This is a genomic window from Dactylosporangium sp. CA-092794, assembly GCF_050948465.1.
Classification (GTDB): Bacteria; Actinomycetota; Actinomycetes; order Mycobacteriales; family Micromonosporaceae; genus Dactylosporangium.
This window is the reverse complement of the sequence record NZ_CP192044.1, coordinates 4,099,225-4,116,345: the sequence shown is the minus strand read 5'-3', so window position 1 is coordinate 4,116,345 and position 17,121 is coordinate 4,099,225. Positions and strand designations below refer to the sequence as shown.

The window sequence follows — 17,121 nt, the reverse complement described above, 5'->3', positions numbered from 1 at the left end:
CGTCACGGCGTGCGGCCGCATGTTAGGGGTTCAGGCGCCGTCCTGTTCCGACAGCGCGAGCAGGCCGGCGCGGCCGGCCTCCTCGACGTGCCGGGCGCAGGCCTCCCCGGCCGCGTCGGCGTCGCCGGCCAGCACCGCGTCGACGATCGCGCGCAGTTCCTTGGTGCTGTTCTCGGTGCGGCCGGGCACCGACAGCGACAGCGAGCGCAGCACGCTCACCCGCGCGTGCAGCCCGGCGACCACGGAGCGCAGCGCGTCGTTGCCGCCGCCCTCGAACAGCACCTCGTAGAAGGCGTCCTTGGCGGCCAGCACCGGCGCGCCCTTCACGGTCAGCCGCTCGATGCGCTCCAGCGCCTTCACCAGCGCCCGGCGCTGGGTCGCGCTCGCGTGCTGCACGAAGAGCCGGCCGGCGAGCGCCTCCAGCACCGAGCGGACCTGGTAGAGCTGGCGCGCCTCCTCGGCGCTCACGCTGGTGACGACGGTGCCCTTGTTGGGGATGGCGGTGACCAGGCCCTCGGCGGCCAGCTCGCGCAGCGCCTCGCGGACGCTGGTGCGCGAGACACCGGTCAGCTCGACCAGCTCGCGCTCGATCAGGCGCTTGCCGGGCGCGAGCCGGCGGTCGAGGATCGCCTGGCGCAGGTTGTCGACGACTTGCGAGCGGATGAGCGCGGGGGTGCGCTCGACGCGCAATGGATTGGCCCTCGTCACTGCAAACTCCCTGTCGACACACACACCACGTCGGATTTCCTGCCATGGTACCCAGCACAAGCACTCCGGCAGAAGCCTGCCGGGTTGCCGCAGATCGTATGACGATGATACATTTCCGCGAAACAAAACTCCTTGTGAGGAGCGACATGGGCGCGGTGGAAAAGCTCTTGGCGGGCGCGGTTGACCTGCATTGCCATTCCGGACCGTCCCCAATGCCGCGGCGCATCACCCACGCCGAGGCGGCCGAACAGGCCGCGGCGCTGGGGTTCCGGGCCATCGTCGTCAAGTGCCATTACCACGACACGGTGACCGACGTGCTCTCCATGGCGCCGCTGCTGTCCGGGGTGTCCACGCGGGTCTACGGCGGGATCGCGCTCAACAGCCAGGTCGGCGGGCTCAACCCGCACGCCGTCGACCGCTGCCTGCGCATGGGCGGCCGGGTGATCTGGTTCCCGACCATCTCCTCCCCCGCCCACCTCTGCCACGCGGCCGAGGATCCCGCGGTGCAGAGCCACTTCCAGCCGCTGGGCATGATGCAGAGCGACGAGGTGCCCATCTTCGGCCCCGACGGCGACCTGCTGCCCGCGGTCTACACGATCATCGAGCAGGCGAAGGAGGCCGGCGCGCTGATCTCGACCGGTCACCTCGGGCCGGAGGCGGCCCGCGCGCTGGTCGAGGCCGCCGCGGCGGCCGGGCACCGCCGGCTCATCCTCAGCCATCCCAACTACGTGGTGGACGTCGGCGCCAAGGACGCCATCGCCATGGCCGAGCTGGGCGCGGTCATCGAGCACGAGGTCGCGATGTACCACAACGACAAGATCTTCCCCCTCCAGGTGCTGCTCGACTGGATCGAGCTGGTCGGACCGGAGCACACCGCGCTCGGCTCCGATCTCGGCCAGGTCGGCAACCCGCTGCCCATGGAGGGCTACCTGGCCATCGTCGGCCGGCTGCTGGACAGCGGCGTGCCGGAGCGCGACATTCGGCTGATGGTGCACGACAACCCGGCCCGCCTGATCGGGCTCGACGCATGATCGCGCGGCAGGGCTTCGCCAAGCGGCTGGCCACCGCCCCGCAGTGCCTGATCGGCACCTGGCTCAAGACCCCGGCGCTGGAGCCGGTGGAGATCCTGGCCGACGCCGGCTTCGACTTCATCGTCATCGACCAGGAGCACGCGCCGCTGACGTTCGAGTTCGCCTACGCCGCCACCGTCGTGGCACAGGGCGCCGGGCTGTCGGTCGTGGTGCGGGTGCCCGACCGCAGCGGCAGCCACCTGCAGCGGCTGCTCGACGCGGGCGTCGACGGCATCCTCGTGCCGCGGGTGACCTCGGCCGAGGAGGCCCGCGCGGCCGCCGCGCAGATGCTGTTCTCCCCCCGCGGTGACCGCGGCATGGGCATGACGTCGCGGGCCGGCCGGTGGGGCGCCCTCGGCCGGGCGGAGTACCTGCGCTTCGGCGACGAGGAGGTCATGCGCGCGGTGCAGCTGGAGGAGCGGGCCGCGATCGAGGCCGTGGAGGAGATCCTCGCCGTCGACGGGCTCAACGGCGTCTTCCTCGGCATGGGCGACCTGCAGCTGTCCTCCGGCCTGCCCGAGTCCGACCCGGACATCCAGAAGCTCGTCGAGCGCTTCCTGGCCGCCGCCGACGCGCGCGGCGTGCCGGCCGGGACCGCGGTGGGCAACGCGCGGCAGGCCCAGGCGGCCGCCGCCCGCGGCTTCCGCTACGTCATGGTCAGCAACGACACCAGCCTGCTCAGTTCCGCCGCCGCGACCACCGTCGCCGACGTCCGCCAACGCCTCGCCGAGGGAGCCAGCGATGCCCTATGACCCGTCCGACGCGCGCTCGACCCTGCCCGCCGCCAAGGTGGCCGTGCCCGAGCGGTTCTCCGGTTCCGAGCATGTGAAGTTCGGCGAGCTGCCGCCGGTGGAGAAGACCGGGGAGGTGGCGACGTGGTATGCCCGCGGGCAGAACTTCGTCGTCGGATACTCCGAAGTGGACGGTACGGCCGCCTTCGACCGCACGGCGCACCCCGACGAGCACGTCGTGCTGCTGCTCGACGACGGGCTCAGCGCGACGGTGACCGCGTCCGGTGCGGAGGTACCGGCCGCCGGCCGCACGATGATCGTCGTGCCTCCCGGGGACAGCTCGGTGCGGATCACCGGCCGGGGCCGCGTGTTGCGGCTGCTGACCACCCGCGCCGAGGACGTGGCCGCGCTCGCCGCCAACGCCGCCTCCTACGCCGATCGGCACGAGAACATCGCGCCGTTCCAGCCGTGGCCGGAGCCGGTCGGCGGCTACCGGGTGCGCACCTACGACCTGACCGTGCCGCCCCTGGCCAACCCGAAGTTCCGGCTCTTCCGCTGCACCACGTTCATGGTGAACTTCATCGAACCGGTGCAGGGCCCGCGCGACCCGGCGAAGCTCTCCCCGCACACGCACGACGACTTCGAGCAGTGCTCGGTGGTGCTGCAGGGCGAGTATGTGCACCACATCCGCTGGCCCTGGACGACCAACCGGGCCAACTGGCGCGAGGACGAGCACGAGACCGTCTTCGGCCCCTCGGTCACGGTGATCCCGCCCCCGTCGCTGCACACCAGCGAGGCCGTCGGCGCGGGCACCAACCACCTGATCGACATCTTCTCCCCGCCCCGCTTCGACTTCTCCGCCATGGACGGCTGGGTCTTCAACGCCGCCGACTACCCGGCCCCCGAGCCCGCGTAGCCCCCGCCTGCTCAAGGACTCGGCGGACGCAGCAGGTCGCCGCGACGGGCGCCGGAGAACGTGCGGGCGGCGGCCGTCGCCCACGTCACCAGGAGCAGCAGCCAGAGGGCGACGGCCAAGGTGGTGAGCGCGGCGGAGCCGGTGCGCGCGGCGAGGCCCGCGGTGCCGGTGACCAGGGTGCCGACCGGGAAGACAAAGCTCCACCAGGCCAGCGTGAACGGCACGCCGCCCGGCGCCGACCGGGCGGCGTGCACCGCGAGGGCGGCGGCCAGGGCCAGCCACAGCAGCGCGAAGCCGAGCGCCGGCAGCCCGTAAAGCAGGGCGAAGACCTGCGCGCCCGGGCCGTAGGGCTCCGGCAGCACGCCCGCCGCGGCGGTGCCGAGCAGGTGCGCGGCGGTGATCGACTGGCCGAGCGGGCCGAGCACGATCCACAGCGTGGGCACCAGCCGGGCCGGGCCGGTGCGGTGGTGCACCAGCCGGGCCCACAGCTGGGGCAGGATGACCAGCGTGGCGACGAGGCTGATGCCGAACATGGCGTAGCCGGCGAGCACCAGGTCCAGCCGGAGCTGGCCGCTGCGCAGGTGCGGCACCAGCAGCGCGGCGTTCGCGGCCGAGACCATCGGCGGCACCAGCGGCATCAGCCAGCCGCCGAACGCGGCGCCGGGGCCGGTCTCGTGGCGGGTCATCATCAGGTACGGGATCGCCACCGCCACGACCAGCCCGCCCACCGTGCCGGCGGTCCACAGCACCAGGTCGGCGGCGACCGCGGCCGGCAAGCCGAGCCAGTCCCGGCCCACCAGCAGCGCGCCCCCGCCGACGGTCATCGCCGCCATCGGCGGCGCGCCCCAGAACTGCGCCATCACCGGGTCGGCGGCGTGGCCGAGGGCGGTCGCGCGGTGCCGGCGCAGGTGGACCGCCCACGCCGCGGTCACCGCGACCAGCAGCACGGCCGCGAGCGCCCACACCAGCGTCGCGACGGCCCGCAGGCCGGGCCAGTGCGCCGGCAGGCTGACGGCGGCGTTGGCCACGATGCCGGTACCCATCACGGTGGTGAACCAGTTCGGCCCCAGATACGCGAAGGCGTCCCGGCGTCCGGCCGCAGGAGCCGGGACCTGGGCGGCGAGCAGTGCGGTCATGTGCTTGAGGCTGCGCCGCCGCCCGCCCGGCCGGTAGGCGGCGCCCGCCTCTGCCCTCATAAGCTGTGGTTATGCCCCTGCCGCCGCTGGTGACCGACCTGACCAGCTTCGACCTGCTGCTGTCCGTGGTCCGCACCGGCAGCGTCGGCGCCGCCGCCGCGGCGCACGGCATGTCCCAGCCGGCGGCCAGCGCCCGCCTGCGCCAGCTGGAGCGGCGCCTCGGCGTGACGCTGCTGCACCGCAGCCCGCGCGGCTCCACCCTCACCGAGGCCGGCGCGCTGGTCGCGGACTGGGCCCGGGTCGCCGTCGACGCCGCGGCGGCGCTGGCCGCCGGCGCCGCGGCGCTGCGCGGCACCGCGGAGAGCCGGCTCGCGGTGGCGGCCAGCCAGACCGTCGCCGAGTACCTGCTACCCGCCTGGCTCGTGGCGCTGCGGCGGACCAGCCCCGAGCTGGCGGTCACGCTGCGGGCGGGCAACTCCGCCCAGGTGGCCGCCGCCGTCCTCGCCGGCCGGGCCGGGCTCGGCTTCATCGAGGGCCCGGACCTACCGACCGGCCTGCACGCGGAGGCCGTCGCGGAGGACCGGCTGGTCGTCCTGGTCCCACCCGGCCACCCATGGACCCGCCGCCGGCGCGGCATCACGCCGGCCGAGCTGTCCGGCACGCCGCTGGTCGCCCGCGAGGCGGAGTCCGGCACCCGCCGAGCTTTGGAGGCGGCGCTGCGCGAGCACGGTCACACCCCGGCCGCGCCGATGCTGGAGCTATCCTCGACGACGGCCATCAAGCAGGCGGTGGCCGCCGGCAGCGGCCCGGCGGTGCTGAGCTCGCTGGCCGTGACCGGCGAACTCGGCACCGGCGCCCTTGTCGCCGTGCCGGTCGCCGGACTGCCACTGCGGCGCACCCTGCGCATGGTGTGGCCGACCGGCCAGCAGCTCACCGGCCCCGCCCGCGACCTGCAGACCATCGCCCGCCGCGCCACCTGACCCCGCCCCCGCGGCGCACCCCACGCACGGTCCGACCGGCCGGCAGCCCACCGACCCCGGTCGCAACCTGCACACCATCGCCCGCCGCGCGACCCGCCCACGCACCGTCACCGGCGGGACGCTCCACGCCCCGCACCCTTCGGCACCGCCACCAGAACCGGCGGAATCCGCCGCGCCGACGCCCGATCGCGGCGATCACCGCCCCGCACCCCCGCTGCCGCACCCCCGCTGCCGCTCGGCCGCTGCCGCCGTCGCCGCTGCCGCGGCGATCACCGCCCCGCACCCCGCCGCCGCCGCGATCGCCGTCCCGCACCCCCGCCGCTGCCGCGCCGCGATCGCCGCGCCGCGCACCCCCACCGCCGCTACCATCGCTGCCGCTGCTGCCGCCGCTGCCGCTGCGACCGAATGAGCGAATCTCTCCGCGATCATGCGAATCCCACCCGCGCGCAGCCAGTTTTTCATGATCGCGGAACCTTAAGGTACCCACGAGTACATCGACCTTCCGCGATCATGAAAAACCCGTGTGCGCACCGCAATTGATGCATGATCGCGGAGACATCCGTCCGGCCGAGCTGGCACTTAACGGATATTTCGCCTGTCGGGGTATAAATCCGAAAAGTCGTGGCGCGGAGCGCCCGACTTTTCGGGGTGCAGGTCAGACGGCGTTGCGGGCGATGACCGTCTTGTACCAGTCGGCGCTGGACTTGTGGGTGCGGCGCTGGCTGGCGAAGTCGACGTTGACGATGCCCCAGCGCTGCGTGTAGCCCTCGGCCCACTCGAAGTTGTCCATCAGCGACCACAGATGGTAGCTCTCCAGCTTCACCCCGGCCTGGATCGACCGGTGCGCGGCGGCCAAGTGGTCGCGCAGGAAGGCGATGCGGTCCTCGTCGCGCAGCGGGTTGGTGGTGGCCATCCCGTTCTCGGTGATGCTCAGCGGGATGTCGCCGTAGTCGCGCTTGATCCGGGTCAGCAGGTCGTAAAGCCCGTTGGGGTCGATCTCCTGCCAGGTCGCCTGCGAGGTCGGGTGCACCATGATCCGGCCGCCGGTGCTCGTCACGTGCGTGGTGCCGTAGTAGTTCACGCCCAGCACGTCGCTCTGCGTGCCGATGACGGCCAGGTCGCCGTCCTTGATCGCGGCGCGTACCGGCGCGTCGGCGGGCTGCGTGTCCAGCCAGTCCTGCGGGTAGTGGCCCCGCAGCACGGGGTCGAGCCAGCGGCGGTTCTCCTCGCCGTCGGCGATCGCCGTCTGGTGCGCCGCCGCGGCCGAGTCGTCGGCCGGGTAGGCGGGCGACAGGCTCAGCGCCGCCCCGATGCGGCTTTTCCCGGTGGTACCGCGCAGTGCCTGCACCGCCAGCCCGTGCCCGAGCAGCAGATGGTGGCCGACCACGTTGGCCAGGTTGCGGTCCCGCTTGCCCGGGGCGTGCGTGCCGGCGGTGTAGCCGACGTCGACCACGGTCTTGGGCTCGTTGAGGGTGAGCCAGGTCGGCACCCGGTCGCCGAGCGCGGTGAACATGGTGTGGGCATAGTCGGCGAACCACTTCGCGCAGTCGCGGTTCTCCCAGCCGCCGAGCTCCTGCAGCGCCTGCGGGGTGTCCCAGTGGAAGAGCGTGACCACCGGCGCGATCCCGCGCTCGTGCAGCCCGTCGACCAGTCGCTGGTAGAAGTCCATGCCCTTGGCGTTGACCGCGCCCCGGCCGGTGGGCAGCACCCGCGACCAGGAGACCGAGAACCGGTACGACGTGAGGCCCAGGTCCTGCATCAGGTCGAGGTCGGAGACGTAACGGTGGTAGTGGTCGGCGGCCACGTCGCCGGTGTCCCCGTTGCGGATGCGCCCCGGCTCGTGGCAGAACACGTCCCAGACGGACGGCCCGCGGCCGTCCTCGTTCGCGGCGCCCTCGATCTGGTACGCCGACGTCGCCGCCCCCCAGCCGAATCCCTCGGGAAACGCCGGCCCCGCCGGGCTGGAGGAGCCGGCGGGGTCGGGTGCGTCGGGCGCCAGGTTCTCGGCGGTGCCGGCGCCGGGCTTCGCGCAGCCGGCCACCGTGCCCGCGGCCGCCAGGGTGAGGAGGTTTCGCCGTCGCATGCGGCCGAACCTAGCGCGAGTCCCGCTATACCTACAAAAATCCCCCCGAATCGCGATGCAAGCGGCAAATGCCACCCTTCCATCGGCCGCAGGTCACTTGACCGCCATGGCGTTGGCGGGCGAGCCCACGCCGCCGACCACCGCGAGGGGCTTGGCGGTCAGCAGGAACTCGTAGCGGCCGTCGGCCGCGCACGCCTCGGCCAGCTCGTCGAGCTTCCACAGCTCGCCGAGCAGGATGCCCAGCAGGGCGAGCACCGGGCGGTGCAGCATCCCGTTGTGGGTCGGGCCGCGGGCCGGGGCCGGCTCGTCCGGGTCCCAGAAGCCCGACGCCCGGTCGACCGGGAAGGCCTCCACGCCCGGATTGTCGCTGGCCACCAGCGAGACCTGGTGGTCCCACAGGAACTCCGCCATCTCCGGCGACTGGGCGAGGCCCGGCACCTGGATGTCGGCGCGGAAGGCGGCCTGCGCCTCCGGGTCGAGGCCGAGGTACCGCCGGGCGAACCCGGTATGCACCAGCAGCACGTCGCCGGAGTCCAGCTCCACGTCGCACGCCTGCAGCGCGCCCTCGAGGTCGGCCGGGGTGATGCCCTGGTTGGTGGTGAGGTCGTAGGGCTTGCCGGCGTCGGCGAAGTACCGCGGCAGATCCAGCAGCACGCCCCGGCCGAGGATCCCGTGCTCGGCCACGAGCTGGATGCCCAGGTCCGGGGTGCCGGCCTCGATCGCCTCGTCGGGCACGCCGCCGTAGAAGCCGTGCACCGGGTGGCGCATGTGCCGCAGGCCGTCGATCTGCGTGGTGGACTGCAGGTAGAAGGAGTCCAGCCAGTCGTCGCGGTGGTTGGGGTTGTTGGCGAACATGTGGTGCTCGGTCGGCGGGCGGGTGCCGGCGATGCTCGGCACAAACGCGTTGACCGGGTAGTCGAGGTTGAACACCGCCCCGGTGCGCACCAGCCCGGCCGCACCGGCCCGGCTCTGAGGCGTCTGGAAGTTCAGCGCGCCCAGCTGGTCGCGCTCGCCGAAGACACCCCAGGACGAGCCCGCCGGGCCGTCGTCCCGCGCCAGCAGCTGGCGATAGGTGGGTACGTCGGTCCGGCGGTACCGCATCTGCACTCCTGACAACGTGGCCTCAGTTGGCCGTGGCGAGGGTCGTGGACGTGGCGGACGAGGGCTGCTGCGACTGCTCCAGCTCATCGACCTCGGCGAGGTTACGCCCCAGCGTCTCCGGCGCGATGATCCCGCCGATGACGATCAGCACGCCGCCGAGGCAGGCGAGCACGGCCGGGGTGTACGAGCGGGGCATCCAGCCGGTGAGCGCCGTCTGGTAGAAGGTGAACAGGCCCGGGATGATCGCGGCGAAGCTGTAGCCCATGCCCCAGCCCGACGAGCGGACCCGGGTCGGGAAGCGCTCGTTGATGTACGCCGGCATCACGCCGAACGCCCCGACCGAGGAGAAGGCGACGAAGAACGCGGTGACGGTCAGCGGGAACCAGCCGTTGTAGCTGTTGGAGCCCAGCAGGGCCAGGGCCGCGGTCATCACGACGGCGGTGATCGAGCCGGTCAGGATCATCGCGAAGCGCCGGCCCTTCACGTCGGCGAGGCGCCCGCCGAGGATGTAGGAGAACGGCACCAGCAGGTTGCAGAAGATGAGCGTGAGCGTCAGGTCACTGGCAGTGTAGCCCTTGTGGCCCAGCAGCAGCTGGGGCATCAGCGAGCCGAGCATGTTGGAGCAGAAGAAGATGCCGGTCATGACCACGAAGACCTGCAGGAACGCGCGGAACGACGACCCGGTGAAGGTGTCGCGCAGCGGCGCCTTGCTGCGCTCGGCCTCCTGCCAGACCACGGAGTCCTCGACGTCGCGGCGGATGAACCGGGCGACGATGAAGGCCAGGATCGCGCCGACGAAGAACGGGATGCGCCAGCCCCACTGCACGTAGCCGGAGTCGATCTTGCCGGCCGGCAGGATCTTCAGGGCGAGATAGGTGAAGATCGCGATGGCGATGTACCCGGTGGTGGCCGAGGACTGGATGACGCCGCCGATGAAGCCGCGCCGGCGCGGGTCGGTGTACTCGATGGCCATGGGGGTCGCCGCCGTGTACTCGCCGCCGAGGAAGATGCCGTCGACGAAGCGCAGGAAGATGAGGATGCCGATGGCCAGGCCCGCGCCGACCTGCTCGGCGCCGGGCAGGCAGGCGATGAGGAAGGTGACCGCCGCGAACCCGTAGATGGCGATGGCGCCGGTCTGCTTGCGGCTCAGCCGGTCGGAGAAGTGCCCGAAGATGAGCGCGCCTACCGGGCGGCCCAGCAGCGTGGCGGCGAAGGTGAGGTCGGTGGCGATCTGCGCCGCGCCCGGCGAGAGGCCCTTGTTGAAGTACATCATCGCCGGCAGCAGGGCGATGGCCGGCAGGTAGATGTCGAACGAGTCGACGAAGAACCCGGTGTAGGCGCCACGCACGGCCCGGCGCCGGCGCAAATTGATGTCGGTACCGCTGGTTGTGCCCGTAGCGGCCATGAGAGCCTCGATTCTGATGCGGGGTGTTTCGAGGGTTGCAGGGGATTGTAGAATCGTCATACAAACACTGTCAACGACCACGTTGCAACCGATCAACGTTTTCCCAGCTCAACCCGGGTTTGATCCTCCGGTCATACTGTCATACAATCGCGCTGATGACCGACCTGGGAGCTGATCCGTTTCCGGCCGCGCTGCCGGAGGGGTTCGACGCGCTGCTGCGCGGCGCGATCGACGTGCACGTCCACGGCCAGCCCGACCTCTCCGCCGGGCTGCGCAACCGCGGCGACGACGTCGAGGTCGCCCGGCTGGCCCACGCCTACGGCATGTCCGGCTGGGTGCTCAAGTCCCACCTGTGGTCCACAATGGACCGGGCCGCGCACATCCGGCAGGCCCTGTCGGGCACCGGCTTCGCCGTCCACGGCAGCATCACCCTCAACCCGCCGGTCGGCGGCCTGGAGCCCAGCGTCGTCGAGCTCGCCGCCGCCCACGGCGCCCGGGTGGTGTTCCTGCCGACCTGGGGCGCCGCCGCCGACCTGGCCCGCGACGGGTACATCTCGATGCTGCTGCGGCGCATCTCGCCGTCGTTCGCCGAGTACAACGCCAGGACCGCGATCGCGCTGTGCGAGCCCGGCGGGAGCCTGTCGGGGCGGGCGCGCGAGGTCATCGACGCCTGCCGCGCCCTCGACCTCGCGCTCGCCACCGGCCACGCCTCCCTCGAAGAGAGCCGCGCCGTCGCCGCCTACTGCGCCGACATCGGCCAGCGGCTGCTCATCACGCACCCGCTGCACTACAGCCAGGACCCGCAGCGGCTGCGCGAGCTCGCCGACACGGGGGCTTACCTGGAGTTCGCCAACGCCCCGCTGGTCCACCCGGACGGGCACATGACGGTGCGGGACGTCCACGCGGCCCTGCGCGCGGTCGGGCCGCAGCGGGCGATCCTCAGCACCGACGTCTTTTCCCGGTGGGTACCGCCGGAGCCGGAGTGCCTGCGCATGTTCCTGGAGCAGCTGGCGTACCTCGGCTGGACCCCCGAAGAGCTGTCCACCATGGTGTCCGCCAATCCGCGCGCGTTCCTGGGAGTCACGGCATGAGAGTCGACGGCGTCGATCCGGCGGACATGACCGCGGAGCAGCGCGAGCTCTACGAGGCCTTCACCACCGGCCCGAGGGCCGCCCCCGGCAGCGCGTTCTCGCTGGTCGGCGCCGACGGCCGGCTGCAGGGCCCGCCCGCGGTGTGGATCCTCAGCCCGCGCTTCGGCCGGGCGCTGGAGCAGATCGGCGGGACGGTCCGGTTCGGCTCGCGGCTGCCGGCCCGGACCCGCGAGATCGCCATCCTGCTCGTCGCCCACCACCACGACAGCCCCTTCGAGCTGCACGCCCACGGCCGCGCCGCCACCGCCGCCGGGCTCACCGACGCCGACCAGGCGGCGCTGGCCGAGGGCCGCGAGCCGGCCGGACTGTCCGATGTGGAGTCCTGCGCGCTGCGCACCACGCGGGCGATCCTGCGCCACGGCACGCTCGCCGACGAGGAGTTCCGCGCCGCCGCCGAGCTGCTGGGCGAGCCCGGGCTGCTCGAGCTCGTCACGATTCTGGGGTACTACACGATGCTGGCCTGGCAGCTGGCCGTCTTCGACGTCCGCCCGGCGGCCGAGCGGTGAACGCCTCGATCTGGATCCTGGAGTACGGTTACGTCGACGCCTTCCCGGCCAGCAACCTGTTCGCCGCCCAGCCCAACGAGGGGCACCGGCGGATGCCGTACTGCTTCGGCCTGGTGCGCACCGCCGAGCGCTGCATCCTGGTCGACACCGGCTTCGCCGACCCGGCCATCTACGAGCGGCTCACCGCCAAGTACGGCCGGACCCGCTGGCTCGCCCCGGTCGACGTGCTGGCCCGCGTCGGCGTCGCGGCGCAGGACGTCGACACGATCCTGCTGACCCACAACCACTTCGACCACGCCGGCTGCGTCGAGCGGTTCCCCGCCGCGCACGTCTACATCCAGCGCCGGGAGATCGAGCGCTACCAGGCCGCCGCCGCCCGCCCCGCCCGCTTCGAGTTCCTCACCCGCTCCTGCCAGGCCGACCTGCCCGCCCAGCTGGCCGCCCGCCCGGCCACCCTCGCCGACGGCACCCTCGAGGTCCTCCCCGGCATCGAACTGCGCCCCGCACACGACACCCACACCGCCGGCTCCCAGCTGGTCGCCGTCACCAACGCCGCCGACGGCCCGTGGCTCTTCGCCGGCGACAACATGTACACCTACGAAAACGTCGACGGCATCCACGGCGACGGCGTCTACGCCCCGATCGCGATGACCACCGGCAGCGCCGCCGCCTGGCTCGACCTGGCCGAGGCCATGCTGGACGCGGTCGGCCGGGACACCCGCCGCATCCTCCCCTTCCACGAGTCCGCCGTCTGGGACCGCTTCCCCTCGACGGTCTTCGACGACGGCCTGCACGTCGCCGAGGTCTCCCTCGCCGGCGGCCACCCGACCCTCCTGCCGGCGCGCCGGTCACCCGATCGCCGTCCCTGAACCGCTCGTGCCCCGGCCCTCAGGGGCACGCGGGCCGGTGCCAGAGTCCCGGTGGCGGGGCGCGGCGGGTTAGGAGATGCTTAGGTCCGCATGAACAGATCCTGAGCGGGACTCACACTCGGGGGCTTCTCGGGTACCCTGCGCGGGGCATTCCAGGCTGCCGGCGGACTCCCGGCCGGTCTGCGCAACCGGCACGGAGGAGGGCACGAAATGACGCAAAGCGGGATGCGAGGGTACGACGACCGCTTAAACGGCGGAACGGGTGCGGTGGGCCAGATCCCCGAGCAGCCGATGGGCCCGCCGGGCGTCAACGAGCAGCAGAAGGCGCTCATGGTGCTGACCATGGCGCAGCGTACCGCCGAGGAGCACATCGAGTCGGCGCGGCGCGAGGCCGAGCACATCCGGGGCGAGGCGCACGCCGCGGCCAACCAGATCGTGTCGGAGGCGCAGGCCCAGGCCGACTCGCTGCGCGACGAGGCGGAGATGATCCTCAACCGGGCCCGCTCGTCGGCGGTGAAGATCGCCCGCGAGGCCGAGGCGTTCGCCGGTGAGACCGAGCGCAACGCCAACGAGGTGATGGCCGAGGCGCAGGGCCGGGCCGAGGACATCGTCGGCGAGGCGCAGCGGCAGGCCCACGACATCCGGCACCGGGCCGAGCAGACCTACGAGGACGTGGTCGGCGGGCTGACCGCCAAGCGCACGGCGCTGCAGCAGCAGATCGAGTCGCTGGAGCGGTTCGACCACGAGTACCGCGCCCGCCTCACCGCCTTCATGCAGCAGCAGATGCGCGCGCTGTGGGTGAACCAGCCGCAGGTGGCGACCGAGTTCCAGGAGGCCGCCCCGGTGGCCGGGGAGCTGATGCCGGCCCAGCGGGCCGAATACGCGGAGCCGGCCCAGCACGGCCAGCACATCGAGGAGCCCGACCCGGACGACGAATGACCGTTGACTGCGGCGGCCGGGGTGTTACGGTCGCCGCATGTCGCTCCTGTCCGATTTGGTGGATGCCGTCACGGCCGGCTCGATCGAGGTTGTCGATCTGACGGCGCCGCTCAGCGGTGACACGCCGATCCTGCAACTGCCCGAGCCGTTCGGCAACACGTGGCGGTTCCAGTTCGAAGAGATCAGCCGGTATGACGAGCGCGGCCCCGGCTGGTACTGGAACAACTTCCGCTCCGGCGAGCACACCGGCACCCACTTCGACGCGCCGATCCACTGGGTGACCGGCCGCGACGGCGAGGACGTGTCGCAGGTGCCGGCGCGGCGGCTGCTCGCGCCCGCGGTGGTCATCGACCGCGCCGAGCGGGCCGCCGCCGACCCCGGCTACCTGCTCGAGGTCGACGACATCCGGGCCTGGGAGGCCGAGCACGGTCCGCTGCCGGCCGGCGGCTGGCTGCTGTACCGCACCGGCTGGGACGCCCGCGGCGAGGACGACGCCGCCTTCCTCAACGCTGGCAACACGCCGGGCGTGTCCGTGGCGTGCGCGCGGTGGCTGGCCGAGGAGTCCCCGATCGCCGGCTTCGGCGTGGAGACCGTCGGCACCGACGCGGGCGCCGCGCACTCCTTCGACCCGCCGTTCCCGTGCCACTCGTTCCTGCTCGGCGCCGGGAAGTACGGCCTCACCCAGCTGCGCAACCTCGACCGGCTCCCGCCGACCGGCGCCGTCATCGTCGCGGCGCCGCTGCCCATCCTGCGCGGCTCCGGCAGCCCGTGCCGGGTCCTCGCCCTGGTCGAGCGCTGAGGCGGGCGCCGTGCTGGTCGCCGAGGCCGTCGGCCGGGCGCTGGCCGCGGCCGGCGTCGAGTGCGCCTTCGGCGTGGTCGGCAGCGGCAACTTCCACCTGACCAACGCGCTGGCCGCGGCCGGCGTGCGGTTCGTCGCGGCCCGGCACGAGGGCGGCGCCGCGGTGATGGCCGACGCCTACGCCCGCACGTCGGGCCGGCTCGGCGTGCTGACGCTGCACCAGGGCCCGGGCGTGACCAACGCGCTGACCGGCATCGCCGAGGCGGCCAAGAGCCGCACCCCGATGGTGGTGCTCGCCGCCGACACCGGCGCGGCCGGGGCCCGGTCCAACTTCCGCCTCGACCAGGCCGCGCTCGCCGCCGCGGTCGGCGCGACCCACGAGCGGGCCGCCACCCCGGACTCCGCCGTCGACGACGTGCTGCGGGCCGTCCGCCGGGCCCGGACCGAGCGGCGCACCGTCGTGGTCAGCCTGCCGCTGGACGTGCAGGCCGGCGAGGCGCCCGCCGCGCCGCACCGGCCGCTGCCCGCTCCCCCGCTGCTCACCCCCGCGCCGGAGGCGGTGGCGGCGCTGGCCGACCTGCTGGCTGCCGCGAAGCGCCCGGTGTTCGTCGCCGGCCGCGGCGCGCGCGACCCGGCGGCCGCGGCCGCCATCGCCGCCCTGGCCGAGCGGTGCGGCGCCCTGCTCGCGACGTCGGCCGTCGCCAAGGGACTGTTCAACGGCGATCCGTGGTACCTCGACGTGTCCGGCGGCTTCGCCTCGCCCGCCGCCGCCGAGCGGATCGCCGGCGCGGACGCCGTGGTCGCCTGGGGCTGCGCGCTGAACATGTGGACCACCCGGCACGGCAAACTCCTCGGCCCGGACGCCGACGTCGCGCAGGTCGACGTCGACCCCGACGCCCTGCACGCCAACCCCCGGGTCGGACTGGGCGTGCTCGGCGACGCCGGCGCGACCGCGGCCGCCGCCGAGGCGCTGCTCGCCGCCCGCGGCCACGCCGCGCCCGGCTACCGCGACCGCCCGCTGCCGCCCGTGCGGTGGCGGGACGTGCCGTACCACGACGAAACCGGCACCGGCCGCATCGACCCGCGCACGCTGTCGATCGGCCTCGACGACCTGCTGCCGGCCGAGCGGACCCTCAGCGTGGACTCGGGCAATTTCATGGGTTATCCGGCGATGTACCTTTCGGTGCCCGACGCCGCCGGGTTCTGCTTCACGCAGGCGTTCCAGTCGGTCGGCCTCGGCCTGGCCACCGCGATCGGCGCGGCCATCGCCCGCCCGGACCGGCTGCCGGTCGCGGCGCTCGGCGACGGCGGCTTCCTGATGGGCGTCGCCGAGCTGGAGACCGTCGTGCGGCTCGGCCTGCCGATGATCATCGTGGTGTACGACGACGCCGCCTACGGCGCGGAGGTGCACCACTTCGGCCCGCACGGCCACCCGCTGGACACGGTCACCTTCCCCGACACCGACCTGGCCGCCATCGCCCGCGGCTACGGCTGCGCCGCCGCCGTGGTCCGCGCCCCCGCCGACCTGGCCGCGGTCGCGGACTGGCTGTCCGGCCCGCGCGACCGCCCTTTACTGCTGGACGCGAAAGTCACCGCCAGCCACGGCTCCTGGTGGCTGGAGGAAGCCTTCGGCCACTAGCCCCATGGGGATCCGCGATTTTCCGGCGCGGAACCATCAGCCACGCCGAGCCGCCCGGTCGGCCAGCCGCTCCCCGTGCACGCCCGCCGCGAGCGTCCCCACGAGGCATAACAGCGCACCGGTCCACAACATGAACCGCTCGTGCGACATCAGCGCGGTCCGGTAGTCATCGACGGACAGGGGCGTCTGCGAGCCGTGCTGGTCCAACACGTACCCGCCGCCGACGTCCTCGGGCACACCCGGGCCGGGCGGTGCCGGCAACGGCAGGGCTACGGTTGCGACGAGAGCGGCGAACAACAGCGCGACGAGGGCGGCGCCGGCACCGGCGACCACCGCGCCCGGCCGCCGCAGCGGCACCCGCGGCCCGACGATGGCGCCAGCGGCGGCAAGCGGAAACGGTGCCAACAACGCGACGAGGCACAGCGGGAAGGGCACCGGACCGCAGCCCGGCACCAGCAGCCAGCCGATGAGCGCGACCGCGTACGCAACGACGGCGAACGCCGCCCCCACGACCCACTTCACATCGCCCAGGGTAAATCACCGAGCGCGACGGCCGAGGCGGCCGCGGTGTCACCGGGAACCGGGCGCCCACGCCGCGGCTCCTCCTCTTCGTGAGACTGCTGCCCCCGCTCGCCGCCGCCCTGGCCCTCACCGCCTGCACCGCGACCGCCCCGCCCCCGCCCCCGCCGCCGGCCGCGGAGTCGCCGGCCGCGGCCCGGACCGGCTGCGGCTCGCCGGTCGACACCGGCCCGCTACCGGACTGGGCCCGCGCCGGCTTCTCCGGCGACCCGAGCGTCCCGCACGTCCTGGGCGACCGCGGCACGATCACCGCCGTCCTCTTCGGGTCTCCGCTCACGGCCGCCCGCACGGACGGCAAGGCCAACAAGATCCTGTGGGTGGCGAAGGAGTCGTACCCACCGGGCGACCTCACGATCAGCGCCGCTCTCGACGGCACGGCCACCACCGCCGGCGACACCGTCGAGGGCGGCCCGGGCCCGTCGATCGTCGACCTGCCCAGGCCCGGCTGCTGGCGGCTGACCCTCACCTGGCCGGGCCACGCCGACACCCTGGACCTCACCTACGCCTGA

The 17,121-nt window shown here is 73.3% G+C and carries 17 protein-coding genes; 11 read left to right on the top strand and 6 right to left on the bottom strand.

Going from position 1 to position 17,121, the window contains the following annotated elements; all coding sequences use genetic code 11:
* Positions 1-30: 30 nt before the first annotated feature.
* Positions 31-708 (bottom strand): GntR family transcriptional regulator, encoded by a 678-nt coding sequence (locus ACQPXD_RS17700; protein ID WP_432839738.1) that lies wholly within the window; start codon positions 706-708, stop codon positions 31-33.
* Between the two features lie 212 nt (positions 709-920).
* Here ACQPXD_RS17700 and ACQPXD_RS17695 point away from each other — a divergent pair, with 212 nt between their 5' ends.
* Genes ACQPXD_RS17695 through ACQPXD_RS17685 form a run of 3 tightly spaced genes read left to right on the top strand, consistent with a single transcriptional unit; the run spans position 921 to position 3,425 of the window.
* Entirely contained in the window at positions 921-1,739 is an 819-nt protein-coding gene (locus ACQPXD_RS17695; protein WP_432839736.1) for a DUF6282 family protein, read from the top strand.
* Entirely contained in the window at positions 1,736-2,530 is a 795-nt protein-coding gene (locus ACQPXD_RS17690) for an HpcH/HpaI aldolase family protein (protein ID WP_432839734.1), read from the top strand. The genes ACQPXD_RS17695 and ACQPXD_RS17690 overlap by 4 nt, the downstream gene beginning before the upstream one ends.
* Entirely contained in the window at positions 2,520-3,425 is a 906-nt protein-coding gene (locus tag ACQPXD_RS17685) for a hypothetical protein (protein WP_432839732.1), read from the top strand. The genes ACQPXD_RS17690 and ACQPXD_RS17685 overlap by 11 nt, the downstream gene beginning before the upstream one ends.
* Before the next feature lie 11 nt (positions 3,426-3,436).
* On the opposite strand, the gene ACQPXD_RS17680 is transcribed toward ACQPXD_RS17685, so the two are convergent.
* Positions 3,437-4,621: a TDT family transporter gene (locus ACQPXD_RS17680; protein ID WP_432839730.1), complete on the bottom strand. Its 1,185-nt coding sequence runs from the start codon at positions 4,619-4,621 to the stop codon at positions 3,437-3,439.
* An 11-nt stretch (positions 4,622-4,632) separates the two neighbouring features.
* Between ACQPXD_RS17680 and ACQPXD_RS17675 the strand changes: the two genes are divergently transcribed.
* Positions 4,633-5,541, top strand: a complete 909-nt coding sequence (locus ACQPXD_RS17675) for a LysR family transcriptional regulator (RefSeq protein ID WP_432839728.1) — start codon at positions 4,633-4,635, stop codon at positions 5,539-5,541.
* A gap of 655 nt (positions 5,542-6,196) precedes the next feature.
* Here ACQPXD_RS17675 and ACQPXD_RS17670 read toward each other — a convergent pair.
* The 3 genes from ACQPXD_RS17670 to ACQPXD_RS17660 all read right to left on the bottom strand — a co-directional run bounded on the left by ACQPXD_RS17670 (position 6,197) and on the right by ACQPXD_RS17660 (position 10,130).
* Positions 6,197-7,624 carry a GH1 family beta-glucosidase gene (locus tag ACQPXD_RS17670; protein ID WP_432839726.1) on the bottom strand — a complete coding sequence of 476 codons (1,428 nt, stop codon included), beginning with the start codon at positions 7,622-7,624 and terminating at the stop codon, positions 6,197-6,199.
* A 93-nt stretch (positions 7,625-7,717) separates the two neighbouring features.
* On the bottom strand, positions 7,718-8,725 hold the full coding sequence (locus ACQPXD_RS17665; RefSeq protein ID WP_432839724.1) for a cyclase family protein: 1,008 nt from the start codon (positions 8,723-8,725) through the stop codon (positions 7,718-7,720).
* A 22-nt stretch (positions 8,726-8,747) separates the two neighbouring features.
* Positions 8,748-10,130, bottom strand: a complete 1,383-nt coding sequence (locus ACQPXD_RS17660; RefSeq protein ID WP_432839722.1) for an MFS transporter — start codon at positions 10,128-10,130, stop codon at positions 8,748-8,750.
* A 155-nt stretch (positions 10,131-10,285) separates the two neighbouring features.
* On the opposite strand from ACQPXD_RS17660, the gene ACQPXD_RS17655 reads away from it, so the two are divergent.
* The 6 genes from ACQPXD_RS17655 to ACQPXD_RS17630 all read left to right on the top strand — a co-directional run bounded on the left by ACQPXD_RS17655 (position 10,286) and on the right by ACQPXD_RS17630 (position 16,033).
* Positions 10,286-11,221 (top strand): DUF6282 family protein, encoded by a 936-nt coding sequence (locus ACQPXD_RS17655; protein ID WP_432839720.1) that lies wholly within the window; start codon positions 10,286-10,288, stop codon positions 11,219-11,221.
* Positions 11,218-11,787: a carboxymuconolactone decarboxylase family protein gene (locus tag ACQPXD_RS17650; protein WP_432839718.1), complete on the top strand. Its 570-nt coding sequence runs from the start codon at positions 11,218-11,220 to the stop codon at positions 11,785-11,787. Before ACQPXD_RS17655 ends, ACQPXD_RS17650 begins: the two co-directional genes overlap by 4 nt.
* A complete protein-coding gene (locus ACQPXD_RS17645; RefSeq protein WP_432839716.1) occupies positions 11,784-12,656 on the top strand; it encodes an N-acyl homoserine lactonase family protein in 873 nt (290 codons plus the stop codon). The genes ACQPXD_RS17650 and ACQPXD_RS17645 overlap by 4 nt, the downstream gene beginning before the upstream one ends.
* A 267-nt stretch (positions 12,657-12,923) precedes the next feature.
* Positions 12,924-13,595, top strand: a complete 672-nt coding sequence (locus ACQPXD_RS17640) for a DivIVA domain-containing protein (RefSeq protein WP_432839714.1) — start codon at positions 12,924-12,926, stop codon at positions 13,593-13,595.
* 37 nt (positions 13,596-13,632) lie between these two features.
* Complete coding sequence (locus ACQPXD_RS17635) at positions 13,633-14,394, top strand: cyclase family protein (protein ID WP_432839712.1); 762 nt, start codon at positions 13,633-13,635, stop codon at positions 14,392-14,394.
* Between the two features lie 10 nt (positions 14,395-14,404).
* The gene (locus tag ACQPXD_RS17630) at positions 14,405-16,033 is read left to right on the top strand and encodes a thiamine pyrophosphate-binding protein (protein ID WP_432839710.1); all 1,629 of its coding nucleotides are present in this window, start codon (positions 14,405-14,407) and stop codon (positions 16,031-16,033) included.
* Positions 16,034-16,069: 36 nt separating this feature from the next.
* Here ACQPXD_RS17630 and ACQPXD_RS17625 read toward each other — a convergent pair whose 3' ends face one another.
* Complete coding sequence (locus ACQPXD_RS17625; protein ID WP_432839708.1) at positions 16,070-16,555, bottom strand: hypothetical protein; 486 nt, start codon at positions 16,553-16,555, stop codon at positions 16,070-16,072.
* An 89-nt stretch (positions 16,556-16,644) separates the two neighbouring features.
* Here ACQPXD_RS17625 and ACQPXD_RS17620 point away from each other — a divergent pair, with 89 nt between their 5' ends.
* On the top strand, positions 16,645-17,121 hold the full coding sequence (locus ACQPXD_RS17620) for a hypothetical protein (RefSeq protein WP_432839706.1): 477 nt from the start codon (positions 16,645-16,647) through the stop codon (positions 17,119-17,121).

Coding starts and splice junctions, on each gene's coding strand:
- ACQPXD_RS17650 (WP_432839718.1), top strand. CDS start 11,218: ATGAGAGTCGACGGCGTCGATCCGGCGGACATGACCGCGGAGCAGCGC.
- ACQPXD_RS17655 (WP_432839720.1), top strand. CDS start 10,286: ATGACCGACCTGGGAGCTGATCCGTTTCCGGCCGCGCTGCCGGAGGGG.
- ACQPXD_RS17665 (WP_432839724.1), bottom strand. CDS start 8,725: ATGCGGTACCGCCGGACCGACGTACCCACCTATCGCCAGCTGCTGGCG.
- ACQPXD_RS17675 (WP_432839728.1), top strand. CDS start 4,633: ATGCCCCTGCCGCCGCTGGTGACCGACCTGACCAGCTTCGACCTGCTG.
- ACQPXD_RS17680 (WP_432839730.1), bottom strand. CDS start 4,621: ATGAGGGCAGAGGCGGGCGCCGCCTACCGGCCGGGCGGGCGGCGGCGC.
- ACQPXD_RS17635 (WP_432839712.1), top strand. CDS start 13,633: ATGTCGCTCCTGTCCGATTTGGTGGATGCCGTCACGGCCGGCTCGATC.
- ACQPXD_RS17660 (WP_432839722.1), bottom strand. CDS start 10,130: ATGGCCGCTACGGGCACAACCAGCGGTACCGACATCAATTTGCGCCGG.
- ACQPXD_RS17695 (WP_432839736.1), top strand. CDS start 921: ATGCCGCGGCGCATCACCCACGCCGAGGCGGCCGAACAGGCCGCGGCG.
- ACQPXD_RS17685 (WP_432839732.1), top strand. CDS start 2,520: ATGCCCTATGACCCGTCCGACGCGCGCTCGACCCTGCCCGCCGCCAAG.
- ACQPXD_RS17670 (WP_432839726.1), bottom strand. CDS start 7,624: ATGCGACGGCGAAACCTCCTCACCCTGGCGGCCGCGGGCACGGTGGCC.
- ACQPXD_RS17690 (WP_432839734.1), top strand. CDS start 1,736: ATGATCGCGCGGCAGGGCTTCGCCAAGCGGCTGGCCACCGCCCCGCAG.